This window comes from Marinomonas primoryensis, assembly GCF_013372285.1.
GTDB classification, from domain to species: Bacteria; Pseudomonadota; Gammaproteobacteria; order Pseudomonadales; family Marinomonadaceae; genus Marinomonas; species Marinomonas primoryensis.
In genome coordinates this window covers 315750-341963 of the sequence record NZ_CP054301.1, presented here as the reverse complement: position 1 = coordinate 341963, position 26214 = coordinate 315750, and the positions used below count along the sequence as shown (strand labels likewise).

Sequence of the window (26214 nt, the reverse complement as noted above, 5' to 3'; positions counted from 1 at the left end):
TAATTTCCTAAGCTAGAACCTGATAAAGCATCTTGATGCCAGTGAAAATCAACACCACAGCGAAGACTTTCTTCAACTTAGAAGCGTCCAAACGATGCGCCAATCCTGCACCAACAGGCGCAAATAAAACCGTCAATGGAATGATGCACGCCACGCCAATCAGATTAACCAAACCTATTGTGCCGTATGGCGCATCAACTGGGCTTTGGCCAAAAACCAGCATGGTTAATGCCGCAGGCAATGAAATGATCAAACCAACCGCAGCCGCTGTGCCTACCGCACGATGCGCTGGGTAATTACAGAAAGTCAGAATAGGGACCGTCAAGGTGCCGCCGCCGATACCCACCATTGAACTAAAGAAACCAACACAGGTAGCAATCACACCTTGGCCAGTACTACCCGGTAAGGATTTAAACATGCTGTCTTTTTTACCCAGCAACATATTCAAGGCAGATAAGGTCGCAATGATGCCGAACATCAAAGATAACCACTCACCATCCACACGAGTCACGACAAAACTGCCAACCATCACGCCTAAAAAAATATAAAATCCCCAGCGTTTCAGCAAGTCGAAATCCACATTGCCTTTGGCCTTATGAGCTCGAATCGAACTAATGGACGTCGGGATAATGGTCGCCAACGACGTCGCGGTTGCCACCAACATAGCCGTATCCGCACTGACACCCAATCCTTGATACAAGAAAAACAGTACCGGCACGATGACAATTCCACCACCAACACCCAGCAAACCGGCTAAAATCCCGCCCACCACACCAGTGGCCATCATGGCGAGAATCATGGAATAGTTTTCCATTATGAATGACATTTTTCTGTTCGCTCCTAAGTTGGATAATTACTAACTAAAAGTATTACTAATAAAATACGTCTTAAAAAAGTGTTACTAAATAAAAACACTAACGATGGCTGAGCCATCGCTTCGTGGATCCGTCGCCGCGTCGGCATGGCCGTCTTGATGAAGCACCACCGCGCCAGCGTGACCCATTAATTCATTGCACGAATCGACGATCACCAAATCATGTCCGCGTTTCACCAGCTCATCAGCGGCGATCTCGGCAAAGTCTCCCTCGACTTTCAAATTATGACTCACATCACCCCATGTACGTCCCAGCAACCAACGACCTTCGCTGATTGCCTGATCCAACGGCATACCATGATAAACATAACGACTAAACAGCGCCGCTTGAGTCTGCGGTTGACCTTCACCGCCCATGGTGCCGTAACTCATGCGACGACCATCGTTTAATTCGGAAAAAGCAGGATTCAGTGTATGAAATGGCTTCAAGTTCGGCGAAAGCGCTTGTAATGAGTCTTTATCTAACGAAAACGACGAACCGCGATTATTCCACACAATACCAGTGGAAGGACTCACCACACCGCTGCCGAATTCCCAATACAAGCTTTGAATGTAGCTGACCATTCGACCTTCACTGTCACACGCGCCCATCCAAATCGTGTCGCCATGTTTGGCTTGATGCGGCCAAGGTTGCGCTCGTTCTAAGGCGATGTCGTGACACATTTTCTCCAACCGTTCGTCTTCCAGCAAAGACGACAAATCCATTGCTAAACGTGATTCATCAGTAACGAATTGGTTACGGGCGATAAAGGCTTGTTTGGTGCATTCAATCAATAAATGCGCCATATCTGTGGCGGTTTTGCCTTGCTTATAGAGCTTGTCATATAAGGCCAAAATCAATAAAGACGCGATCCCTTGTGTCGGTGCTGGCAAGTTATAAAGAGAACCAACACTGGTTTTAACCTGTAAAGGCGCAACGCGCTTTGCTTGATAGGAATTAAAATCTGCCAAGCGAATCGGCGACTCTGCTGTCGCCAAATCTTTCGACAAACGTGCGGCGATGTCACCATGATAAAAATCGTCTAAGCCTTTTTCAGCAAGCTGTTCAAGCGTTTTCGCCAACACGGGCAAGGTCAGATTATCACCTTCTTTATAAAGGCCTCCCGCCGTCAAAAACGCCTCGTTAAAACCTTGAACATGAACCAAATCAGCAAAGGTTTTCTTACTGGCGTCGACGTAGGTTTTTGTCACCGCGCTGCCGTTTTTCGCTAATTGAATCGCGTCATCAAGCAAGGTCGATAAAGGCAAGTTTTGTGCGTTGGAGGCGGCTTGCCATTCTTGGCTCACAGCTAACGCTTCTTGCCAGCCTGCGACGGCGCCGGCCATGGTCAAGGCGGCTTTGCCTCCTCGTGTCGGAATGCTGTCATGGCCGCAATAAAAACCCAGTGTCGCCAGTTCTGCAGCCTTGCCAGAAGCATCAATACCGACGGGTGTTTTGCCCGGTTCGCTGACCAACCAAAAACCGTCGCCACCCAGGCCATTCATGTGCGGATACACCACCGCAATCGTGGCCGCCGCCGCAACCATGGCTTCTATCGCGGTGCCGCCTTGTTCTAGAATTTTCCGTCCTGTTTCTGTGGCTTTAAAATGCGGTGCCGTAAAAGCTATCTCGTTCTTTTTCATGACGCCGACTCCATTAAGGTTTTTGCGAATTCAATCAACGCCATATCCGTGCCTTTTGATCCCAACAAAGATAAGCCACATGACGCGCCATCTAAGGTACAAACCGGTAAATGTAACTGAGGAAGACCGGCCAACCCTGCAATGGCCGTCATGTCCATCAACTGATTGCGATACGCAGCTAGCTCGTCATCGGAGGCATCAAATAAAGGCGCTAAACCGGGCGTGGTCGGAATGATAAGAACCGACCCTTCGATTTCGCTTTCGAGCCAATCCGTAAACCGTTGTCGTTGTTGTTTCGCCGCAGCAACGTCTGCATCTGAAATGGTTTTACACCACTCAAAGCGCAATTGAATGTCTGGTGCAAAGACTGACGAGGCCTCAACATCATCAAGGCTCTTAAGGCTCTCGATCCACTTGCCATGTTCATGCCAGATTTCTGCGCCTTGCAAGGTGCGAAACGTCTCGCTGGTTTTCCATGTTTGCGTATCGATCTCCAAAGAGGATTCTTTCGGAAAACAGCCTTGCTCGCGCCATGTTTGCAGCTGCGCTTTTAGCGCTTTTTCGTGGGCGACTTGATCGATCAAATTGTTGGCAATCACGACGTTATTGATTCTTTTCGGGGTCTTTATTTTCAATGCACTTTTTTTCAATGCACTTTTTTTCAATGCACTTTTTTTCAAAAGAATGGCAGCGGTTTTTTCCAGCGTGGCTAAATCTTTGGTGAGCCAGCCAACCGTATCGAAAGACGGGGCAAGCGCCACCATGTTGTCGGATGGAATCACGCCATGGGTCGGACGCAATCCAAACAAGCCATTGTAGCTGGCTGGCACACGAATCGAGCCACCGGTGTCTGTGCCCAAGCCAATGTCGGCAAGGTCAGACGAAACAGCCACCGCCGAACCCGATGACGACCCGCCTGGGAGACGATCTGGTGTCACCGGATTTGAGGGTGTTCCGTAGTGAATATTTTGACCGTTGAGACTGTAAGCCAACTCATCAGTGATGGTTTTACCGCAAAAAATTGCCCCAGCATCAAGCAAAGCAGCGACGCTAGAAGCCGTTTTCGTCGGAATCGGATGAGTAGCAAGCCAAGTTGGATTGCCTGCAGAAGTTGGCAGCCCTGCCATATGAAACAAGTCTTTCACCGCCAAACGTAAACCGGTTAACGGTAAGGAATTATCGGCTGGTGTTGTGTCACTCCAAACCGTTTTGGAGAGTGTCAGAAAGGGATTGTCTACCATGAAATGTTTCATATGTCCTCCGCTTGATTAGCACATATGAAACAATCGTTTCACCACCCTGTCAACTGAAACAAAAAAAGAATTCTAATTTTTCTTCAAAAGTGTCGCAAACAGTGTGGATTTAAAATTAAAGCTCTACTCGTCTAAGTTTAAACTTGCAGAGCTCCACTACTTGGTTTCACTATCCTTTACATATTCATCAGTTAGATGTGTCTCTGCTGAACGCAGTTCTTCAAGTCTCTTCAAAACTTCTTTTGTCAGCTCTTCCTCTTGTAATTCTGGAAAGCTCTCAAAAACACCAGATAAGCCACCTAGGTTATCTGCCGACCACTCTGATATGTTCCACCCAGTTTGTTTGAGCAACCAACTTTTGACTTCTTGATAATTTTGATTCATAGCATTATCTAATAAGCTAATCACTTCCATTTCTACAACGTCACTTTCGATCTTCGGCATATCAATAAATGATCCAAAGTACTTTATCACTCTATTTCTTTGTTCTAAATCTGTATTATTTTTAAAGAAATTCGCTGTCAATGTTGCTCTGATTCCATGCTTTTTATACCCACTAATCAACCTTACAAACAAACTAACAAGCTCAACATCATAGGTATGTTGCTGAATCGGAATATCTTTAAGTGCTTGATGAAGAGAGTCCTGATAATTCAAAAGCTGACTTCCACTAGAAAAATAATTTGCAAATTTTTCAATGGTTGGATGGTGTTCTTTCATTCGTTGTAGCCACTGCTCTTTTGTGATATCAGGACTATCAAAACATTCTATGAGCTGCCCTAACAAGAACTCAGGTTTATATTCAAGAATGTCGTTTACTAATTCATCGCTCCATTTAAGCCAAGTTTGGGGAGCTTTAGTATACTTACGCCACCGCCCCATCCAATCTAGTATCTCTTTTGAATTAAGTTTCTCTGCGTTATCTCTTATGAACGCATAGTCACCAAGCAAAAGAGGTTCTATGTTCATTGAGTCGATTCTGCTCGTGGTAATCAGCTCCTCTAAACTGGAAACAAAGTATTTCCCAACTTTATTATCTTTACTCCACGTTAAAATTTTAGCGAACTTGCATGTACTTAAATAATCAACTATGAAACTTTGTGACTTTGGATGCGCCTCAAGTTGCGACGCAAGCCAATCAACAGATGACAGAGAATTACGCTGTCCATTTGTCTGCCTTAAAGTTATATTATCGGCAGGAATAAGTTCATTAACAAATGCTGCCGCACACAAAGCAATAAATGCAGTAACCGTATTCTCATCTGATTCATCAGATTTCGACATTTCTGCTATGCTATCAACTAGCATTTGGGAATAGTTTTTATTCTGCTCTTCATACCATTTACTTTCAAAAGGTAATAGATTAATTAAAGAAACCTTATCTTTAATATCAATAGAATTCAATAAATCTTCACTTTCTAAATCTTGCAACTGACCAACATGTATTTTTTTCAAAATCAAAGGAAAAATATTAATTTTATCATTAAGTAGCATCTGCCGTTTACAGGCAGAAACAGTAAGAGACTTAGCACTTAATTCATTTATTATTTCACGAACATTCCATTCTTTAATATCATCTATAATAGGAAAAAGTGCATTTACAACAAAGTCTGACTTTGGATTTTTTATAAAATCAGGCAAATTAGCTGTAACGCAATAATATTCGTAACACTCTTCGACTTTTTTCTCTAATGATTTTACCTGAGAATTAATTGAATCAATAACTTCTTTCGAATTCTCATTACTTTTAATTAATTTCAATTTTCTGAAAATTTTATTGATATCATTAGTAGCCTGATTTTGTAAGTAATTAGGAATCTTTAAGTCTATATTAATTCCATTTTCTTTTAACTTTTTATAGTCATCAACTAAGTCTTCATCAAAATCCGTATTTTCATATAAAGAGTCTTTAAGCTCATGATTTATATCAACAAGGTAGTCATGAATAATTTCAATACCTCTATCATCTTCAGATAAAAGTGCAGATATCCTCACTAAATCAGCAACATTTGTACTAGCCAATTGCTTCTTAAAAAACACTTCAAAACCAAATAAAGAACTAATTTTTATTAAATTATCAATATCAAAACTATTAAATGCGGTTCTAATAGGATCTATAATCAATTCGCTCTGAGCAATATCAAATGATGTTTGAAAATGAAGGGCTGCAATTTGCTTCGACCAATTATCTTTGTCTCCATCGTACTTACGCAGTATTCTATGTGTATTAATGACTTTACGTTCAATATCGACTAATTCACTATCATCAGAATTTGTGCTTTTGGGCTCAGCAAGGAAACTGTTAATGGTTACCTGACCATCTTTGACAGCCATTAAATAAGCAGCACATGATGCCCCACTCAGATCATCATTAGACTCTGGGCAACTATCAATTTTTGCACCAATCCGATTTACTATATTTTTCAGATATCTAGGTGTGATTTTTCCAGCCCAAATTTCAATCAAGTCTTTGACACCTTCTTTTCCTGAAATATCAGGAAGCGTATAAGACCAGTATGTATCAAACTGATCACGCCATCCGGTAGTAACAATTGGTGGTGCTGAAAAAGAAACCGGAAGGCGTTTACTAATGAATTCCTTACCAGACTGAGTCTCGTCTATAGAGCTTTTTTCTAAAGCTTTAGCCAAATGTTCTTCTGAATATGGGAGGAGTATTCGAAACCTTTCATTGCTTAAAGATATTAAAATTTCAATATCACTCCAAATTTCTCTAGCAATACTAGGTGAGACTCGATCAATATTATCAATAACAAGTAGAAGTGTATTTTCTTTGGGGATAAGAGCTGAGAATATTTCAAATGCCTCTTTTAACTCAACAGCACCAACCTCTCGATTAACATCAATAACTTCACTTATTTTGTCAAGGGTATTTCTTTTTAACAAATCTCCCAATCTGGTTTCCACCCCAAAAAACTTCATTATAAAGAAAGCTAGAATGGGAGAAATAAGAAGTATCAAAGATAAAAAACCACTTGAAAAGTTGATATCTTGAAGTTCTTTCACAAGATCAAAAAGAAAACTCAAAGATGGTTTTAATTGCAAAACAGCTACAGCAAAAAAGAAAACAAATATTATTGTGGAGAACGATATATGACTATTAGTATCTTTCGTATATTCAAGGCGCTTTCCAAGTGCAGTCTCTACTGCTTTTTTCAGTCTAGAAAGGCCAACTTTATCTTTTTTATCTAAAAGACCTCTTATTTTTGACTCAATTATTTTTATTAAAGCAGTTTTTAATGTTTTCTGATACTGGTCAGTATCAAATGTAACAACATGAAAACCTGATTCTATAATTTTTTTCTCCAAAATCTTAATAACCGAACTTTTACCTGCACCTAAATCACCTTCAACACCTATAATATATTGACTGCTATCAAAAATTAAAATATTAGATATCGCTTCAGCCACCTTCATATGCCCTTGCCCACTAAATTGATCAGAGTCAGCAGGCTTCTCACTTTGATAATTTCTTATATCCATAGAATTATATTCCTTATTATGCAATCAATATTTTCTACTCTAAATGTAGGTGAATTTTCTTTCGATTACTAAGATTATTTTCTGTAAAACTAAGGCTCTAATTCATCTAAATCTTCATACAATGACGAAATCGCCTGCGTCTGGCGACTGGCCGCATCGCCCAGAAAACCGAATACTCGATTACACAACATAGAAATTAGGCTCATCGGTGCGGCATAGCTGTCGAATGGGCTTTCATTTCCGAGGTGGCAAAGCAGCACATGGGACACTTGTTGGTTATACACCTGACCCGTTGGGTCTGTGATCAAGACTGTAGTTCGACCTTGCAAAGCTTCAACGATTTGCTTGAACTGACGTGTTCGACGCCTAAAGCCCAGCAAGACAATCACTTCATCGTCGAGAATGTCGTGTAGGTCTTCCCCCAAGGTTTGACCCGGTTGCGGTAACAAGCGAACGGAATGACGCACTTGTTGCAACTGCTGACGAAAATGCAACGCCAACGGATAAGCATTACGAAAACCTATCAAGGTCACTCGGCTTGCTTTGGCTAGGCGCTCACTGATCTCGTTAAGGGTCTCTGGTCGCAAGCCTTCAAAGGTAAGCGATAGGTTTTTTAGCTCCTGCGCAGTTTGATCCAAAGACGAACCTTGGGTGAAAATAGGAACGCCGCTTTCGCGCAATGCTAATTGAGCTTGTTTGGCACCTTGTTGCGAATCATAACCAAGCTGGCGAAAAAAACGACTCACGGTGGCTTTTGACGTATTGGTGTTGTCCGCAATTTCGGCCGACGTTTGACTCACAATCGCCAAGGGGTTTTGTTGTAAATAATTCGCTATTGATCGCGCCGAAGGAGAGAGCGTTGGATAAGTCTTCTCGATCAGGGATAGCACATCCTGCTTTGTCGCCACGTATAAACCTCAATTCGGGGATATTTTGCTCTACGGTAATTGATTATCGTTGAGCTGCCAACTTAGATTATGGCTTTTGCCGAGACAGTGCTAGGTATTTACTAGTTAAGAAATTGGTAACCATAGTGTATGGCGTAACCGAACAAAAGCAGCCAGATGAGGATAAATACAGCGGCAGTGTAGTAGTTCACTGGTTTTTCGGCGGCGCTCTCTGCTTTCAACTTTGCGGCGCGGATCACATGTTGTGGTGTGAGTCGTATAACCAGTGCCAACCCAATCGGAACAATGATTAAATCATCCAAGTAACCGATAACGGGAATAAAGTCAGGAATCAAGTCAATCGGGCTAAGTGCATAAGCCACTACCAGCATGGCCAGCAGTTTTGCGAACCACGGCATGTCAGGATTTTGGATGGAAAAATACACCGTCAATGTATGGCGCTTCATCTCTTTGGCTTGTTTTTTGAGCTTATTGAACATCATTTTCATCACTCAACCTCATGACACACAACACAAACCTTATTGCCGTCGACATCTCTGAAATACGTCCCGTAATAACTTTGGTGATATTCATTGCGCAGCCCCGGTTGGCCTTCGCAGGTCGCGCCGTTTGCTATGGCTAAATCATAAGCGGCGTTGACGGTGGCTCGATTTTTTGCGGTGAAAGCGATCATTTGGCCGTTGCCCGCGTGATGCAGTTGGCCATTGAATGGTTTGCTGATAACGAATAAAGGGCGACCATCGGCGCTATCGCTGTTCCAACCCGCCCACGGTTTGTCTCGGTCATAAAATCGCTCTTGGATGTCTAAGCAAGCCATTAGCTTGCTATAAAAATTATAAGCGAGTTCAAAGTTACTAACGCCGTAATAGATGTGTGAAAACATAGTTCTTCCTGTCATGTATCCTAATAAAAAGATGCTTCGATTAGCATAACCCAGTTCATAGGGAATGTGATGACAGTGCGTATCAATGAGGCAATAAGAAAAAAATGAATAGCGGAAAACCAGCTGATGACTCGTGCTGATGAAGCGCTCTACCGTTCAAAGGAAAATGGCCGTAATTGCATCACCACGGTGACATAAACGACGGCTCACAATCCACATTTTTTTGATCCAGCCCAAATACCGACGACCAAGACCATTCGCCAGGGTTGAGTACAAAACCGTAGCTCAGCGTTAAACCAGATTCGATTTTAATATCACCCAATCTGGCGTCGCTTTGATCGGTAATATCGTAGTCTTCACTCACGATTTCTTCCCCTGCGATGAGTTTGTTCGCTACTTTGTCGGAGTAAATCAATAACCGAATGCTGTTGATTGACTGAATGCCAATGGCCGAGCCGCCAAAGTCACCCGCAGCAAACCGAATCGGTGCAGAAATACAATGTGTATTGCCTTGCTGCTGGACGATTGCTCGTCTAACAGACTCCTCTCTAAAAACAAGCACGCCTTTTCCAGCGATGCCACGCAGTTGCAATAGTGTTCCGACTTTTGGTGACGCGATATACACCACGGCTTTGATTTCAGAAGGAGCGCTTATGTCTAAAGCCATTGTTTCAGCAGAAAAGAGCGACAAAAATAGCCAAAATGAGCATAACTTGGTGGATAAGTGGGGGTAGTTATTAACAGCCTTTATCTTATTGATGATTTTCATGATGTTCCGCCAACTTGTGGATAATCGAATGTTTGATCTCCACTGTCGCTCGGTAATGCCAATATAATAAGCAGAATCACCATACCGATTGCAGGAACCAAGACTACCCACAACCACCAAGCAGAGCGGTTGGTATCGTGCAATCTGCGAACAGTTAAAGACAGCATCGGCAAAAAAACCAGCAGACTATAAAGCGCATCCATTTTCCATGTCGCTTGAAAAAACACCTCCAACACGACAAACAGCATTGAGATCAAAACATTCACCAAGGAAAACACCCAAAACGCTTCCCGTGAGGCGGTTCCTGAAAATTGCGCATATCGCTTCCACCCGTCAAAATACCAGTTCATACTTTTCTCCTAATAAGAGATATTTGAAGACTTAAAAGTACGTTTCCACCAAGAAACTTGCGTCCTCAATCAGGTTCGAGGACGTCCTTGATGGCTTTCTAGGACATAATGTCGACTAGGATGATCTGTAGAAACAAACATTAATAATCTAAGCTGAGCCAAAATGATCGCCATTCCATTGCCTTTTGTGGTTGCCCTACTGTTGTCTATATTGGCGGCTTTGTTGTTTATTCGTCGTGAAGAAAACACTCAGTCAGCGTTTGCTTTTGTCGCTTTGTGTGCACTAACAACAACGGTAGTAGGACTACGCTGGACGTTTGATTACTCGTTATTTCGTTTACTGCAACCTATCTTGGCAGCCTGTATTCCTGCGACGGCTTGGTACTGTTTTTCAAGTGCTCACAAACGCCATGCGTTTCGTTTTTGGCATTTATTGCCACCTATTTTTGTCATTTTATGCTCTTTTACTTATCCCTTCTGGCGACCACCTCTAGACCCTGTCTTGACGCTGCTATATGTGGGTTACGGTAGCGCGCTGATTCATGCGTCGTTCAAAGCCTCACGCATCCCCGAGCAAGTCCGCTTATCAGATATAGACAAAGCACTCAAAGCGGAACGGCTCGCGGGTGCCATGCTATTAATGTCTGCGATGATTGATGGTGCATTAGCGGTCGATTTTTCACTTTTTTCTGGCGAACACGTGCTGATTATCCTAGCCATTGGTCATGCCGTGCTGTTACCCGTGCTCGCCATCGCGGTGATTATGATCAGCTCGAGCATTGCGCCAAGTATTAATGAAACGTCCTATCAAGATGGCAATGAATCTTTTGTCACCGCACCAAAAGACAAGCCTAACCACCAGCTTACGGACGATGAAGTGAAAGACATCGTCCATAAAATAGACGTATTGCTGACGACGAAAGAAGTTTTTCTTGATCCAGATTTGACCTTAGACAGACTCGCTCGAAAAGCCTGCATTCCGGCTCGTCAGATATCCGCCGCCATTAACCAAGTCTATGGGAGAAATGTCTCGCAAGTGGTGAATGAATACCGCATTGAACGAGCGAAAACACTGCTGACCAGCAGCGATAAGAACATCACGCAAATCTACCTAGATTCAGGGTTTCAGACTAAGTCCAACTTCAACCGTGAATTCAACCGAGTCACACAACAAACCCCGAGCGCATTTCGACGCTCTAATGCATAAAGCACGCTATGCCAACGATGACGTTAAGGCGTTTGGATAAATCGTGTGATGTCTTGGTACATGGCCTGATGCAGCGCTTCCCGCGAACGACCGTCGCCGTCTTGGCAAACAACGCCATCGCCAGGCTCTTCCTCTTCGATCATCGCGATCGCACCCGGTTTACAAAGTTGCATAAAGCTGAAATGCGCAGCGTCTGAATAAATTATGTAATCTCGTTTTTCCTGAGGAATGTATTGAGCAAGAAAACCGGATTCTTCGGCTTGAGGTAAATCACCAATGTCCACTCCCGCTGCGAGGATTAACGTTGGCGTGGTCAGGTTTTGCAAACTCTGTCGAGAAAAGCTACGCGCCAAACCCAAGTCCAATGATACAACGCGTTTGATTCGCTCATCTTTTACACTGCTTGTTGGCTCGCCTTTCTGTTCTTGATCCAAACCCAACTCTGGCATCAAACCACACACACGAGGATTGTTTTTGAGAATGCATTCTTGCTTTAACTGGTCTCGGTCAAACTCTGCACCCGCCAATGCCATTACAGTCCAACCGCCCAATGAATGACCAACACCAGTAATGTTCGTTTCATTAATCAGTGGCGCCATGTTCGACTCTTTTAACAACCAATCGATGAGGCGAGTTATATCCATTGGTCGTTGCCACCATTGAGCGGCAATGGCAGGAGTATGATCAAAGCTCGTCGTACCGGGGTGATCCAGCGACGCGACAATATAGCCATCTTGAGCCAATCGAGTGGCCAACCAGTTTTGATTGCGCCAGTTACCTCGATAACCATGAGAAATAACCACCAGTGGAAACGTTCCCGCTAACGGTGTACCGATTCGCACCACATCGGTTCCTAAAAAAGCAGGATTATCCGCCACTCGCTCTGTTGGAAACGAGGTTTGAGACGGGTACCAAATGCTGGTTTTTAACGGTCGGTCGCTGTCGGTGTATAAGATAGTTTGGTCAAAACCCACAGAATAAGCCGAAGCATTCGAAGCCCAGCAAGCGAATAATAAGATGAAATAAGTAAATTGTTTCATGACGTCGTTTCTCTCTAAAGGTGAATCAAAAGAAACGACTATGAGTAGATAAGGTCCATAAAGCGTCCTACAACAGGATTGAGGACGCTATTTTGAGTAGATAACAGGAGCCAACGCTTGCCAAAACGCTTCCGGTATATCTTCTTCGTACCAAGCTACATTTTGTGCGACACGAACGTCATTTGTCATGCCTATTAGAATGGACTTAACGCAATCATAACGCAGTGCATATTGGATGGCGGCGGCTTGAAGTGATACGTCAAATTCTTCACAAACACTTTCTATAGCAATCACTTTTTCCACAATATCTTGTGGCGCTTCACCATAAAAATAATGCCCTAACCCTTTAGAGCCTTTTGCTAGAATACCGGAGTTAAAAGGGGCTGCCGCAATGAGAGATACCTGATTCTTACGGCACTTATCGGTGAACGTCTGCGTAATATCGTTGTTTAATAGGGTGAAGCAATTCGCCACCATAAAGCAGTCAAACTGCGCGTGTTCCATCGCTTGGTCGCATATTTTCCACTCGTTCACACCTAAACCAATATTGCGTACTACACCTTGTTCACGTAGCTCTGTCATGGCTTTGAAACCACCTTCAACCGCTTGCTGAAAGTAAACTCGGTTCTTTTCTTTGTGGGTTAACTCGCCAATATCATGCATCAAAAGCATGTCTATTTGGCTCACACCTAAACGTTGTAACGAATCTTCAAATGAACGCATGATGCCGTCATAAGTGTAATCGTATTCACGGTCAAAAGGACTGGCTTGCACATAGCAGTCAGCGTCCTTTTTTACGCTGTTTTTGTCGGCGTGTAACACTCGCCCTACTTTCGTTGATAAAAATATATACGCGCGTGGTAGATCATGTAAGGCGACGCCTAACCGACGTTCAGCAAGGCCAGCACCATAGTGAGGAGCGGTATCGAAATACTGAATACCAAGAGAGTGAGCTTTATTGATGGCTTTAGTAATGTCTTCATAAGGTACAGGACGAAATAAATTGCCTGCTCCGGCACTACCAAAACCAAGTTCCGTTATTCTAGAACCACTGCTGTCTATTATTCTTGTTTTCATTGTCCACTCTCTGAGTCACAACTTCTTAAGTACAAACGTTCAAAAAAAGTTGGGTTAATCACACCTAAATTCAGATATAAATATGGCTCGTTATTGAATCAAGCCTTAACGACCTTTTGACATTGCACACCTAGCTTATCTATGCCGAGTTTCATTTCTTCGCCACCTTTTAAATAAATGGGTGGCTTAAAGCCTAATCCAACACCAGGAGGCGTACCGGTTGAAATAATGTCACCTGGTTGCAAGCTCATGTAGCGACTGCAATAAGCAATCAGGAAAGGAACGGTAAACACCATGGTAGACGTTGAACCATTTTGATAACGTTTCCCGTCGACTTCCAACCAAATACCCAAGTCATTAAAATCACCCACTTCGTCAGGTGTGACTAACCAAGGACCTGTTGGGCCAAACGTATCGCAGCCTTTGCCTTTATCCCATGTCCCTGTGCCTTCAAGTTGAAAAGCGCGTTCCGATACATCGTTAATGACACAAAACCCAGCCACGTGTTTCATCGCATCGGTTTCAGCAATGTCACTTCCGCCTTCACCAATAACCACACCTAATTCAACTTCCCAATCGGTTTTTTCTGAACCTTTTGGAATTTTCACATCATCATTAGGCCCAACAATCGCCGATGTCCATTTACTGAAAATAACGGGTTCTGCCGGTACAGGCATACCAGATTCTGCCGCGTGATCGGCATAGTTCAAACCAATGCAGATAAACTTACCAACTTTGGTAACACAGGCTCCCAGACGTAGCGTTTCTTGAGGAATGCCATCTACAATCGGCAAGCTACTCACATCCAATGAATGTAATTTCGCCATTGTTTTTGCGCTCAAGTGCTCATCTGAAAGGTCTGGAATAACCGATGATAAGTCTCGAACTTGGCCTTTTTCATCAATAACACCAGGCTTTTCTTTTCCTGCTGGTCCAAAACGTACTAATTTCATTATTCACTCCTACCGATAAAAAAATACCATGGCGATTGAATACCCCCATGGTATGAAAACGTTATTTATAAAGAACAGCGGCTATTTTTGGATCGTCTATATTTTTAGCTGTGTAATAGTAAAAGCCTGTATCGATTACTTTTGGTAATGATTGACCTTTAATCGCCATTACCGCTGCTTTAACCGTTTCATAACCAATCCCTACAGGATTCTGAGTAATGGCGCCTGCCATCAAACCGTTACGAATCGCATCAATTTGCGCTTGACCAGAATCAAAACCAATCACCACTAGATCTTTCACTTTGGATTCACGTACCGCATTAACCACACCAATTGCTGAACCTTCATTGGTACCAAACATACCCACTAATTTTGGGTGCGACGTTAAGATGGCACGAGCCACTTCGGTAGATTTCAGTTGATCACCATCACCGTATTGAACGGTCACAACCTCTATATTCGGATAGGCTTGTTTCATGCGATTAAGAAAACCATCGCGTCGATCAATACCAGTGGTACCCGTTTGGCTATGAGCTACTACAGCAACTTGGCCTTTCTTACCAATAAGTTCAGCCATTTTATCTGCGGCTAAAGCAGAGGCGGCGACGTTATCCGTAGTGGCTGTTGTGAGTGGAATATCACTAGCAACACCACTGTCAAAAGCGACAATAGGGATGCCTGCTTTGTGTGCTTTACGCAATAAAGGAATAGCGGCTTGGCTGTCTAGCGCCGCAAAGCCAATGGCATCCGGTTTATTGGCTAATGCAGCCGCTAACATGTCGATCTGACGATCCACCTGCGCTTCTGTATCTGGCCCTTCGAATGTGACTCGAACATCAAACTCTTTTGCAGCTTGGTCAGCACCTTGCTTAACAGCCTGCCAAAATTGATGCTGGAAACCCTTTGAAACTAATGGGATATATAACTGATCATCCGCTTTTACCATTGATGATGTCGCTATAATGGATACAGCACTGACAAGGCCTATTAATGTACGACGTGAAAACATATTAGTTACTCCGTTTATTTTTATTTTCAAAGTTTACTTTTGTTGTGGTGACTTAACGTCACCGATTAACACTCAATTTTTCACATTCATTCTTTTATTACTTTTATTACTTTGATTACTTTTATTACTTTGATTACTTTGATTTTTGACGGCGCATCATATCGGCATATACCGCAAGAATAATGATGACCCCAGTAATAACCGTTTGCCATTCTTGTGCAACCGATAAGACCCGCAATCCATTCGTTAACACGGCCACAATTAAAGCACCGATTAACGTACCAATAATGGAGCCTCTACCACCGGATAATGAGGTTCCACCAATGACAACCGCGGCAATGGCTTCTAGTTCATAACCTAGTCCCAATGCAGGTTGCGCAGAATTCAATCGAGAAGAAATCAAAATACCCGCTATGCCACAAATACCACCAGCCACCGCATAAATGGCAATTTTCCAGCGGTCTGTATTCACACCAGACAAACGCACCGCTTCTTCATTAGAACCAATCCCGAAGCAATAACGGCCTAAAACGGTTTTACTCAGAACATAACTGGCAACACCCGCAACAACAAACAGAATTAAGACGCCGTTTGGAATCGGTAAAAAAGGCAATACCTCGCCAATTAAAGAGCCACGAGAGATAGCGTCATAGCCTTCTGTGTTATTGAAATAAATAGGGCGTGCGCCACTTAACACGAGAGACAAGCCTTTTAAAATCAACATCATGCCAAGGGTGGCAATGAAAGGAGGGATTTTCATTTTGGCAACAAAGGAGCCCGAGCAAAATCCACAAAATGCACCTGCTAAGATAGCCCCAAGCACGCCAACAGGCAGCGGTAAGTTCATATTTGTTAATAATATGCCTGCGACGACGGCCGTAAACGTCATCAAGGTACCGACAGATAGATCGATACCCCCAGAGATAATCACTAAGGTAGCAGCAACCGCTAATACGCCATTAACAGATGTGGCTTGCAAAATAGCCAGCATATTAGACATTTGCATAAAGTTAGGGGAAGTAACGGAAAAGAACACCAATAATATGACTAAACTCGCAAAGGCGAGTACTCGCTGATGTGCGCTCATTTTTATCAGTTTACTAATCAGACTTGGTGATGCTGTTTGGCTTTCGGTTGTCATTATTTTTGTTCTCCTGCGAGCCGTTTACTGTGTGGCTAATGCCATGATTTGTTCTTGCGTTGTTGCTTTTCCACCGGGTAATATTCCGGTCAATTTACCCTGACACATTACTGCTATCCGATGACTTAAGCGCATCACTTCAGGTAATTCTGAAGAAATAACAATGATGGCTTTACCTTGCTTTGCCAACGCCTCAAGCAACTTATAAATTTCTGCTTTCGCTCCAACATCGATACCGCGAGTAGGCTCATCAAAAATGAGAATATCGCAATCTCTTAGCAACCATTTTGCAATGACGACTTTTTGCTGATTACCACCGGAAAGAAAACCCACTTCTTGAGTATCTGACGGCGTACGAATCGCTAATTTTTCAATATAATCATTCGCGACCTTTTCCATATCCGCTTCTTGTAACACACCACAGGTGTTGATAAATCGACCCAGTGTTGCCATGGATATATTTGCCCTTACATCCATACCTAGTGCCAAACCGAAATGTTTACGATCTTCTGATAAATAACCAATACCCGCTGCAACAGCATCACTTGGCGTGGAAATGTTGCAATGTTTTCCATTCACCCAAATTTCACCAGAATCAAACGCGTCAGCACCAAAAATGGCTCTAGCCACTTCTGTTCGCCCTGCTCCCATCAAGCCAGCAAACCCTAATATTTCGCCTTTTTTAAGAGAGAAGCTCACATCTTGAATCTCTTTCCCCCGACTCAAGCTTTTAACGCTAAGCACCTCTGGGGAATCCGATAAATCAGGTATATCAACGTTTTCGTCTTTCACTTCTCGACCCACCATCATGGAGATGATTTTCGATAAAGGCGTGTCTTTAGCTTCCACTGTGTCTATGTATTCACCATCACGCATCACAGTGACACGATCTGCAATTTGCTTGATCTCATCCATCTTATGACTGATGTAAATAATCCCTACACCTTCTGCTTTCAAAGATTGAATAATGGTAAAGAGTTCTGCAATTTCAGCGTCATTGAGTGCTGCCGTTGGCTCATCCATTATTAGGATGCGAGATTTATACGACAAGGCTTTGGCAATCTCGATCATTTGCTGTTTCGCCACCGTTAACTGGCTTACTTCAGTAATCGGATCAAGATCAAAATTCATTTTTTGAAAAATTGTTTGCGCCTGTTGATTCAATTTCTTTTCATTAATAATGCCAAATAAAGAACGTGGCTCACGACCAATAAAGACATTCTGAGCAACTGTTAAGTCGTTCATCAGACTCAGTTCTTGGTGAATAATGCCAACACCGGCATCTTGTGCCTCTTTAGGCCCATCAAATTCCACCAATGAACCATTCACTTTGACCGTACCGCCATCGCGCTGATACACGCCAGACAGTATTTTCATTAATGTCGATTTGCCTGCTCCGTTTTCTCCCATAAGAGCATGCACTTCACCCGAGCGCAGTTCAAAACCTACGCCTTTAAGGCAATAAACACCGGGGAATCGCTTTTCAATTCCATGCATTTCAACCAATAGAGACATCATCTTCACTCCATAGTGGTGAGTTGATTCAAACATTCAGCGTCAAACATCGCTAAATTGTCACTCCGCCATCAACAGATAAAGACTGCCCAGTAATACACAGGCTCTCATCAGATAATAAAAATACAACCATCGGAGTAATGTCATCCACTTCAGCAAGACGCCCCATTGGCTGGCGGGCGATAAAATCTTTTTCTGCTTGTACTGGATCTGGTGCAGAAGAAATTCGACCTTGCAGAGAAGGGGTATTAACGGTTCCAGGATTAACCGAATTACAGCGAATGCCTTTTTTCACAAAATCCGCTGCAATACCTTTGGTCAACCCAATCACCGCGGCCTTACTCGCACCGTAGGCAGTACGCATAGGAAAGCCTTTAATAGACGATGCCATAGAAGCCATATTGACAATCGAAGACGAGCCTGTGATTTTTGCTTGTTCCAACATGCCCGGTAAAAAAGTACGACACATACGCATCATTGAAGTGACATTGAGATTCATACTGAAATCCCAATCTTCATCAGAGATATCCAATACGGTGCCATTGTGAACAAAACCCGCACAATTGAACAAGCCATCTAGATTAGGCAGCGTCTTAGCAAAGGCTTTTATCGCATTGCTATCCGTTACATCTAATAAATGCGTCTGAATCTGTGGGCAGTCAGACTGCAGTTTTTGCAAAGCCTCTTTATTAATGTCTGTGGCGATAACGTTCGCCCCTTCTCTTAAACAGGCTTCAGCACTTGCTCTACCAATTCCTTGACCAGCGGCTGTTATTAATATTGTTTTGCCTTTAAGTCTCACAATCGTTTCTCCGTTTCTCATTTGAGTAATAACCTCAGCGACATAATTTCCATTACATAGCCCCAGTTACATAATTTCAGTTGCATAATCTCAGTTACATCACAGCGCCAATTTGCCAAGGCACAAACTCTGCCCCACCAAAGCCAAGCGCTTCACTTTTTGTTTCTTCACCAGAGGCTATTCGAATAATTAACTCAAACAACTCAGCACCTTTTTCTTCTATAGAAACACCGCCGGTGACTATGTCACCACAGTTCAGGTCCATGTCTTCCTGAAGACGACTGTACATTTCAGTATTGGTCGCCAATTTAATACAGGGAGTCGGTTTATAGCCTGAAACAGAGCCTCGTCCTGTGGTAAAAATGATCATATTGGCGCCAGATGCCACTTGCCCAGTCACCGAACAAGGATCAAAACCTGGACTGTCCATAAACACGAAACCTTTTTTATCAATGGTTTCTCCGAACAAATAAACATCGGTAAGTGGCGCACTGCCACCTTTTGCCACAGCACCCAATGATTTTTCAAGAATCGTAGTCAAGCCGCCACTTTTATTACCGGGACTTGGGTTGTTATCCATCTCTCCACCATTGCGAGCGCAATAGTCTTCCCACCAATGAATTCGGTCGATGAGTTTTTGAGCAACGTCTTTAGTGACAGCACGGCGGGTCAATAAATGTTCGGCGCCATACACTTCAGAGGTTTCAGAGAGAATGGTTGTGCCACCATGTCGAACCAGTAAATCAGAGGCATATCCTAGCGCTGGGTTAGCAGTAATACCGGAATAGCCATCTGAGCCGCCACATTGCATCCCCACCATAATTTCTGAAACAGACGCTGGTGTTCGCATTGCTTTATTGGCTTCTTTGGCGAGTATATGCAGTTCTTGCAACCCTTTTTCTATGGTTTTACGCGTCCCCCCTTCTGACTGAATCGTCATGTAGCGAAACGCAGCACCTGGTTCTTGGTTGCCCACTAAACTGGACACTTGTAGCACTTCACAACCAAGACCGACCAAGAGTATGCCGCCAAAGTTAGGGTTTTTAGCATAACCGGTGAGCGTACGATGCAGTGTTTGATAACCTTCACCTTGACCAGACATACCGCAGCCCGTGCTATGAACAATGGGAACAATGCCATCAATGTTTGGGTAGTTTTTTAAGAAATCGACTTTATTGGCGGCTTCCTCAATAAAACGCGCCACAGAACCCGCGCAATTTACAGACGTTAGAATACCAAGATAATTACGTGTACCTACCTTGCCATTATCGCGGTGATAACCGTTAAAGGTACGAGGGGTTAAAATCGGAAGAAGTGGGTCGCTATTTTGAGAAAAAGCGTAGTCTTGAAGGTGTTCACCCATGCCCATGTTTTGTACGTGAACATGTTCACCTAGAGCGATAGATTGAGTGGCTTGGCCAATAATTTGGCCGTAACGAATCACATTGTCACCTTTTGCTATTTCCTTAACGGCGACCTTATGGCCCCTAGGAACATAGCTAAGCAGTGTGACGTCAAATTCATTTAGTTTACTGCCTTGAGAAAGATCACTTAAAGCGATAATGACGTTATCATTAGCATGTAAACGAATGGCTTGTTTGGATCCAATGATCACGGGCAATCCCCTGTTCTAAATTCACATTTAATTATTGTTGTTGTATATTAAACTAGCACCAAGTATTTCAATCGTCAACTAACATGTTAGTACAAAGGAATAAAATTATGACGGAGTCATCGCTTAATAAAATTCAGAACTTGAGCGGTTCACTGTCTCAGCGGGTCTATCTATCTTTGCGAGAAGCCATACTTTCAATGCAATACCCACCCGGCACAGTGATTCGAAAAGGCGCAATATGTGAACAGTTAGGTGTTTCTCGATCACCGGTTGCAGAGGCCTTGGCTAGACTTTCAGCAGAAGGATTAGTCGATGTTATTCCGCAATCTGCAACGAAAGTGTCTTGTTTTTCAATGGATGAAATCCGCGAAGCAAGCTTTTTACGACAAGCACTCGAGATCGCCGCCGTAGAAAAAGTGACGCAAGAACGCACAGATGAGCAACTCGCGGCACTCACTCGAAACGTTCGCATGCAAGCGTTATTGGTGGAAGACAAAGACTTCGTTGGGTTTTACCAAGCGGATGAAGAATTTCATACATTGCTAATGAACTTCACTGGTTTCAATGGTGTTTCACAAGTTCTCGACAGCGTTTCCCTACACTTAATTAGGGCGCGCATGTTGGTTTTGCCAGAAGAAGGAAGACCCGCAGAAGCCGTAAAAGAGCATCAGGCCATTTTAACAGCGATCAAAAATCAAGATGTGGATGCTGCTCGACAAGCGATGAAATACCACATTGGTCAGTTGATACCCAGACTTTTACCGTTAGAAGAATCTCATCAAGAGTATTTTAAAACGTAATTAAAAAAACCGTGAAACACGCCAATACCAACAATAAAAATAAAGAGGTAAAACAATGCTTTACCATATCCCAAGCTTAATAACGCCTGAACTGCTTTATGCAATGAGAGCAATGGGCCACGGTGATGAATTGCTCATTACTGATGCAAATTTCCCGGCCACCAGCCATGGTCGAGAATGTATTAGACTAAGCGGAGTGGACAGTTCCGAGGCCTTATCTGCGATATTAACCCTCCTCCCAATCGATGCTTTTGTAGACAACCCCTTTACCACGATGGAAACGGTCGATCATCCCGATATCATCCCCCTAACAGTGGAGAATTTTACTCAAATTATTCGAAACAAAACCCAGTTCACCTCTTCTCCAAAAGGGCTTGAGCGTTTCGAATTTTACGAACGGGCAAAAAAATCCTTTGTCATCATTCAAACATCTGACATTCGCCCCTATGCCAATATCATCGTCAAAAAGGGGGTCATTAATCATGCGAATTGACTCTCATCAACATTTTTGGCGGTTACAACGCAATGATTACGGTTGGCTGACACCTGAATTAACCGCACTTTATAAAGATTTTGAACCAGATGATTTAGCGCCGTTACTACACGCACATCACATCGATGGAACCGTTCTAGTACAGGCGGCTCCAACTGACGCTGAAACAGATTTTTTATTGCAACTGAGCAATCAGCACGAAAGCATCAAAGGGGTTATTGGCTGGGTGGATTTTGATCGTGCAGATGCTTCTTCACGTATCACTGAGTTAGCAAAACATCCGAAACTCGTAGGGCTTCGTCCCATGATTCAAGACATCGACGATGTAAATTGGATGCTGAGCCCGTCTGTTGCCACCGCGTTAACTAGCCTAAGCCAACATCAACTTGTATTCGACGCCTTAATAAAACCCCAACACCTAAACAATTTAAAGACACTGGTTGATCGGCACCCCGACCTAAAAATTGTCATCAATCATGGGGCTAAGCCGAACATTAAAAATGATGAATTAAGCCAATGGCGCACAGACATTAATGCTTTTCGTAACACCCACAACATCAGCTGTAAACTTTCTGGTCTGGTGACAGAGGCAAAAGACAATTGGCAAACAGAAGATTTATCTCCCTATCTAGACACGCTCTTTGATGTATTTGGCGATAATAGAATACTGTGGGGAAGCGATTGGCCAGTGTGCCTACTCGCCAGCTCTTATGGCAAATGGCTAGACACTATTGATCTGTATTTATCACAAAGCCACCGATCTAAAGAAAAGGTATTTGGTGCGAATGCGATTCGTGTCTACGGCCTATAACAATAGGATTAAGAGCCTTAAATAAAGCAATATATGTCATGTTTTAAACTTGGGAACCGTGTTTACTGTGTATTCTCATGTCTTTTGGGTTAAGTGGCTTTACCCCTATATTCGGCCAATACAGCCTTTTCCATGTGTTGTCTGTCAGGATATTAATATGCATCGTGGCGACTATTTATTTTGCTCGAAAAGGAAACATAAAGCGCCATAAAATCTTTACTACAGGGGCTTTTTTCGGACTGATCGGAGCAGGTCTTGGTACATTAGCACCTGGGCGTTTAATCCATGAATGGCTGTTTGGTTTGTTTTAGACTATAAATATTAGCTAATGATTCTATTGTTACTTATCTGTCATATTAACTCTGTACTCTGCTTCCATACGCACTTTTAAAGCTACTGGAGATGATCAGCATGAAAATGAAAGGCCAATTAGACAGCGCTCAACCGATGAAAAAGCACAAGGCGAAGTCGAAGAAAAACGAGCTTAAAAAGAAAAAACAAGCCAAGTTAGAAGCGAAGAAAAGCGCCAAAGAAAAAAAGGACGTTCAGCCCACAGAACAGCCATCAGCGGAAGTAGTGACATCGCCAAAAACAGTTAAACGTACACCCAAAGCGCCGGTAGAAAGTAAACAGAAAGCGCCACTTGAGAGCTCCCCACAAAACACACCAATCAACACGACGATCGTCATTGAAGCCGAGCCGGCGGCATCGCTCACTCAAACTAATCGGCAACGGGCGTCAAAAAGCCTCGCGCCGATGACAAAAGAAGAACAGCTAGTGACGGTGAATCAGATCATCAAACGCCTGTTATTAAATAAAGTTTCGCAAGGCGCTGCGCTTCGTGAGTTGCGAGTGAAAGTCTTAGGACTAAGACAAGAAGCCTTTACCGAGTTAACGGGGGTTTCTCGTAAGACGCTGTCTGAGATTGAAAACAACAAAGGCAACTACACACCAGAAGTCATTAATAAGGTGTTTAAACCGTTCGACCTAAAAGTGGGTCTAGTGCCAACTTCCAGTCCGCTATTAATTGCGATACTCGCCAATTAGTCCGACTCAAATAACCAGAAGCCTACGCATCATTATGGACTAAACGCACGATGCAAAGGTTTCCATTTGCTTGGCAAGATCAAAGTCTTTATGGGAAATACCCGACACATCGTGGGTGGTCAGTTGGATTTTGACCGTACTGTACACATTAAACCATTCTGGATGATGACCTTGCTTTTCAGCATAGATGGCACACATGGTCATAAAACCAAAAGCGTGTTGGAAGTTTTTGAATTTAAAGCTTTTACTGAGCTTTTCGTCCTCTATCGTCCAGTCTTGTGACGTTTCTGTATTTAACTGGTTAAGTGCTTTCTCTATCTCATGCTGTTCGAGCTTTCGATGTGTCATGCTTTTCCACCTTTATTTAAATAAGAAAATGTATCGTACCAAGCACCAGTGTAGTCGCTTAAGATCACGATTAAAACGCAACAAAAAAATCCCTTCCGCAATCTAATGCAAAAGGGAGTTTTAGGGCTAACATAATACGTTTTATATTGGACTTACTTGATAGTGAAGTTCACGTCGATATTGCCACGAGTTGCGTTTGAGTATGGGCAAACCTGGTGAGCGGCTTCAACTAACTGCTCTACCACGCTGGCTTCAACACCAGGAATGTTGACTTCCAAATCCGCACTGATGGTAAATCCTTCGCCTTTGGTGTTTGGGCCAATACCGATTGTCGCCGTGACGTTTACGTCAGCAGGCATTTTGATTTTCTGCTGTGACGCCACTAATTTCAACGCGCCAATGAAACAAGCCGAGTAACCTGCGGCAAAAAGTTGCTCTGGATTTGTACCTTCACCGCCCGCGCCGCCTAATTCTTTTGGCGTACTGAGGGAAAGGTCCAATTTGTTATCAGATGAAACGGAACGACCATCGCGGCCGCCAGTAGAAGTTGCTGTTGCGCTATAAATTGCTTGCATGATTGATTCCTTAATTAAGTGATGGTTAGTACGAAATAATGATCGGAAATAGTCTTCCAAAACAGTTATCGCGATAACTATAAAGTCAAATAAAAGCTCAGTTGTCCTGAGCTGTTGAATTTATGTTATTGCAATAACTATTACTACGCAACCATTATTTTATTAATTTTGATCTCAATTTCACCAATTGCTCACGCAATGCCACCACTTCGTCCATATCAATCCCGCAGGCTTCAGCAACGCAGCGGTTTACTTCCAACCCTTGCATACGAAGCTGCTTTCCTTTTTCTGTTAACGCAATGCTTAAGCTTCTATCGTCTTCTACACCACGTAAACGCTGAACTAAGCCATCTGCTTCCATGCGTTTAATAACCGGCGTAAGAGCGCCCGACTTTTGTCCAAGGGCATCGCCGATGTGTTTCAAACTGACGCCGTCTTGCTCCCATAGAATCAGCATTACCGTGTATTGCGGATACGTCAGGCCAATCTGCGACAGCGGCTCTTTATAAAATTGCGTCATCGCCAGCGAAGTGGAATACAAAGCAAAACAAAGCTGACTGTCGAGTCGTAAAGGGTTATGTGATTTCATAGGTTCTCATAAATGGTTGCGCGAACAGTTATAGCGATAATAGTTAAGCATTTTACACATTACTGCGCGTCATTACAGAAAATCAACAGCCGACACGCCATTGGCGCAGATATCACAATCGCTATATTGGTAGTGATTTCCCGACTTAAGTCTCTATAATGCACCCTAACAAATGCAAAACACTTCATCGAAAGGTACTCCCATGGATCAAGACACTCTTACCGTTTTACAAAAGCTGACCCATAGCGACGACTTCCTAAAGGCGACTGCCCTTCCTATTGATGAAGAACATTTTATTCAGTCCGAACAAGCCAAAAAAGAGTGGGAGGAAAGCAATAAATCTCGTGGGCTAGGGAAATTTTTTCTGATTATTCTATTAGCTTGCACGGTCATCCGCTTACTTATGTTTAATCCAAAACCCCTGTTCGACATGGTTCCAATATCCATTTATCTTGCTGCGGTCGTTGCTATGATATTGGTGTATGTCGGTATTTTATTTGTCGGCTTGGTCTTCGGGTTTAAAGTACGAAAAGCCGCTCGGGTAAAAGCGTTAAAAAAACACTTCGAAGAGCAAGATCTTATTTTTCTCGACAACCTTGATCATTTTTCAGTGACCGTCATCAGAAAAACCAAAGACGACATTCAACAGGCAAAAGAAGGTAACGCTGAGTCTCTTTTCAGTTTGTCTGAGTCCTTATTGAATGGAAAAATATTGAAAACCAATTACAAAGTGGCCATTGCAATCGCTTCTGTCGCTGCGGAATTAGGCAATAGTCGTGCCGCCCTTACTGTCGCAAAAGCCTTCAATAAGGAACGCCATTCTGACTTTAATGACAAAGACGATATTGATAACTACCTTGATTTCAAAGAAGATCAAAACAACTATATATTATGGCTTCAGAAAGCCGCCAGTCTGGGCTCATACGAAGCAACAAGCAAATTGCAAACGCTCGGAAAAGAAGGGTCAAATTCGGTTGGAGAATGCTCCGCTGCCAGTGTGATCAAGAACGCATTAGGGCCGATTGTTTAAC

Annotated in this window: 26 protein-coding genes; 6 read left to right on the top strand and 20 right to left on the bottom strand. The window is 43.1% G+C overall.

What is annotated here, in order from left to right; genetic code table 11:
- Positions 1-7 precede the first annotated feature (7 nt).
- From MP3633_RS01550 to MP3633_RS01510, 9 genes are all read right to left on the bottom strand, one after another.
- Positions 8-826, bottom strand: a complete 819-nt coding sequence (locus tag MP3633_RS01550) for a sulfite exporter TauE/SafE family protein (protein ID WP_176334193.1) — start codon at positions 824-826, stop codon at positions 8-10.
- Positions 827-901: 75 nt separating this feature from the next.
- Complete coding sequence (locus MP3633_RS01545) at positions 902-2497, bottom strand: gamma-glutamyltransferase family protein (RefSeq protein WP_176334192.1); 1596 nt, start codon at positions 2495-2497, stop codon at positions 902-904.
- Positions 2494-3750 carry an amidase gene (locus MP3633_RS01540; RefSeq protein ID WP_176334191.1) on the bottom strand — a complete coding sequence of 419 codons (1257 nt, stop codon included), beginning with the start codon at positions 3748-3750 and terminating at the stop codon, positions 2494-2496. The genes MP3633_RS01545 and MP3633_RS01540 overlap by 4 nt, the downstream gene beginning before the upstream one ends.
- Positions 3751-3906: 156 nt before the next feature.
- The gene (locus MP3633_RS01535) at positions 3907-7251 is read right to left on the bottom strand and encodes a P-loop NTPase fold protein (RefSeq protein WP_176334190.1); all 3345 of its coding nucleotides are present in this window, start codon (positions 7249-7251) and stop codon (positions 3907-3909) included.
- 89 nt (positions 7252-7340) lie between these two features.
- The gene (locus MP3633_RS01530) at positions 7341-8159 is read right to left on the bottom strand and encodes a MurR/RpiR family transcriptional regulator (protein ID WP_176334189.1); all 819 of its coding nucleotides are present in this window, start codon (positions 8157-8159) and stop codon (positions 7341-7343) included.
- Between the two features lie 101 nt (positions 8160-8260).
- Positions 8261-8647 (bottom strand): YkvA family protein, encoded by a 387-nt coding sequence (locus MP3633_RS01525; RefSeq protein ID WP_176334188.1) that lies wholly within the window; start codon positions 8645-8647, stop codon positions 8261-8263.
- Entirely contained in the window at positions 8647-9042 is a 396-nt protein-coding gene (locus MP3633_RS01520) for a VOC family protein (RefSeq protein WP_176334187.1), read from the bottom strand. Before MP3633_RS01520 ends, MP3633_RS01525 begins: the two co-directional genes overlap by 1 nt.
- Positions 9043-9223: 181 nt before the next feature.
- Positions 9224-9811: a hypothetical protein gene (locus MP3633_RS01515; protein WP_244959774.1), complete on the bottom strand. Its 588-nt coding sequence runs from the start codon at positions 9809-9811 to the stop codon at positions 9224-9226.
- Positions 9808-10161, bottom strand: a complete 354-nt coding sequence (locus tag MP3633_RS01510; RefSeq protein WP_176334186.1) for a DUF805 domain-containing protein — start codon at positions 10159-10161, stop codon at positions 9808-9810. The genes MP3633_RS01515 and MP3633_RS01510 overlap by 4 nt, the downstream gene beginning before the upstream one ends.
- 163 nt (positions 10162-10324) lie before the next feature.
- On the opposite strand from MP3633_RS01510, the gene MP3633_RS01505 reads away from it, so the two are divergent.
- Complete coding sequence (locus tag MP3633_RS01505) at positions 10325-11368, top strand: helix-turn-helix domain-containing protein (RefSeq protein WP_176334185.1); 1044 nt, start codon at positions 10325-10327, stop codon at positions 11366-11368.
- 23 nt (positions 11369-11391) lie between these two features.
- On the opposite strand, the gene MP3633_RS01500 is transcribed toward MP3633_RS01505, so the two are convergent.
- The 8 genes from MP3633_RS01500 to MP3633_RS01465 form a co-directional block, all read right to left on the bottom strand.
- A complete protein-coding gene (locus tag MP3633_RS01500) occupies positions 11392-12408 on the bottom strand; it encodes an alpha/beta hydrolase family protein (protein WP_176334184.1) in 1017 nt (338 codons plus the stop codon).
- 87 nt (positions 12409-12495) lie between these two features.
- A complete protein-coding gene (locus MP3633_RS01495; RefSeq protein WP_244959773.1) occupies positions 12496-13485 on the bottom strand; it encodes an aldo/keto reductase in 990 nt (329 codons plus the stop codon).
- A gap of 98 nt (positions 13486-13583) precedes the next feature.
- Positions 13584-14438 carry a fumarylacetoacetate hydrolase family protein gene (locus MP3633_RS01490; RefSeq protein WP_176334183.1) on the bottom strand — a complete coding sequence of 285 codons (855 nt, stop codon included), beginning with the start codon at positions 14436-14438 and terminating at the stop codon, positions 13584-13586.
- 61 nt (positions 14439-14499) lie between these two features.
- Entirely contained in the window at positions 14500-15447 is a 948-nt protein-coding gene (locus MP3633_RS01485) for an ABC transporter substrate-binding protein (RefSeq protein ID WP_176334182.1), read from the bottom strand.
- A gap of 133 nt (positions 15448-15580) precedes the next feature.
- Positions 15581-16588, bottom strand: a complete 1008-nt coding sequence (locus tag MP3633_RS01480; protein ID WP_176334181.1) for an ABC transporter permease — start codon at positions 16586-16588, stop codon at positions 15581-15583.
- A gap of 24 nt (positions 16589-16612) precedes the next feature.
- A complete protein-coding gene (locus tag MP3633_RS01475) occupies positions 16613-18106 on the bottom strand; it encodes a sugar ABC transporter ATP-binding protein (RefSeq protein WP_244959771.1) in 1494 nt (497 codons plus the stop codon).
- Between the two features lie 49 nt (positions 18107-18155).
- Positions 18156-18926, bottom strand: coding sequence for an SDR family oxidoreductase (locus MP3633_RS01470; RefSeq protein WP_244959769.1), 771 nt, complete (start codon positions 18924-18926; stop codon positions 18156-18158).
- A gap of 73 nt (positions 18927-18999) precedes the next feature.
- Complete coding sequence (locus MP3633_RS01465; RefSeq protein WP_342356110.1) at positions 19000-20520, bottom strand: UxaA family hydrolase; 1521 nt, start codon at positions 20518-20520, stop codon at positions 19000-19002.
- A gap of 107 nt (positions 20521-20627) precedes the next feature.
- Here MP3633_RS01465 and MP3633_RS01460 point away from each other — a divergent pair, with 107 nt between their 5' ends.
- The 4 genes from MP3633_RS01460 (at position 20628) to MP3633_RS01445 (ending at position 23671) form a co-directional block, all read left to right on the top strand.
- Complete coding sequence (locus tag MP3633_RS01460) at positions 20628-21320, top strand: GntR family transcriptional regulator (protein ID WP_176334180.1); 693 nt, start codon at positions 20628-20630, stop codon at positions 21318-21320.
- A gap of 55 nt (positions 21321-21375) precedes the next feature.
- Entirely contained in the window at positions 21376-21813 is a 438-nt protein-coding gene (locus tag MP3633_RS01455; RefSeq protein ID WP_176334179.1) for an RbsD/FucU family protein, read from the top strand.
- The gene (locus tag MP3633_RS01450) at positions 21803-22624 is read left to right on the top strand and encodes an amidohydrolase family protein (RefSeq protein WP_176334178.1); all 822 of its coding nucleotides are present in this window, start codon (positions 21803-21805) and stop codon (positions 22622-22624) included. Before MP3633_RS01455 ends, MP3633_RS01450 begins: the two co-directional genes overlap by 11 nt.
- A gap of 411 nt (positions 22625-23035) precedes the next feature.
- The gene (locus tag MP3633_RS01445) at positions 23036-23671 is read left to right on the top strand and encodes a helix-turn-helix transcriptional regulator (RefSeq protein WP_176334177.1); all 636 of its coding nucleotides are present in this window, start codon (positions 23036-23038) and stop codon (positions 23669-23671) included.
- 39 nt (positions 23672-23710) lie between these two features.
- On the opposite strand, the gene MP3633_RS01440 is transcribed toward MP3633_RS01445, so the two are convergent.
- The 3 genes from MP3633_RS01440 to MP3633_RS01430 all read right to left on the bottom strand — a co-directional run bounded on the left by MP3633_RS01440 (position 23711) and on the right by MP3633_RS01430 (position 25183).
- Complete coding sequence (locus tag MP3633_RS01440) at positions 23711-24019, bottom strand: 4a-hydroxytetrahydrobiopterin dehydratase (RefSeq protein WP_176334176.1); 309 nt, start codon at positions 24017-24019, stop codon at positions 23711-23713.
- A gap of 152 nt (positions 24020-24171) precedes the next feature.
- Positions 24172-24594, bottom strand: coding sequence for an organic hydroperoxide resistance protein (locus MP3633_RS01435; RefSeq protein ID WP_176334175.1), 423 nt, complete (start codon positions 24592-24594; stop codon positions 24172-24174).
- A 154-nt stretch (positions 24595-24748) separates the two neighbouring features.
- On the bottom strand, positions 24749-25183 hold the full coding sequence (locus MP3633_RS01430) for a MarR family winged helix-turn-helix transcriptional regulator (RefSeq protein WP_176334174.1): 435 nt from the start codon (positions 25181-25183) through the stop codon (positions 24749-24751).
- Between the two features lie 202 nt (positions 25184-25385).
- Between MP3633_RS01430 and MP3633_RS01425 the strand changes: the two genes are divergently transcribed.
- The gene (locus tag MP3633_RS01425; protein ID WP_176334173.1) at positions 25386-26213 is read left to right on the top strand and encodes a hypothetical protein; all 828 of its coding nucleotides are present in this window, start codon (positions 25386-25388) and stop codon (positions 26211-26213) included.
- The last annotated feature ends 1 nt before the right edge of the window (position 26214 follow it).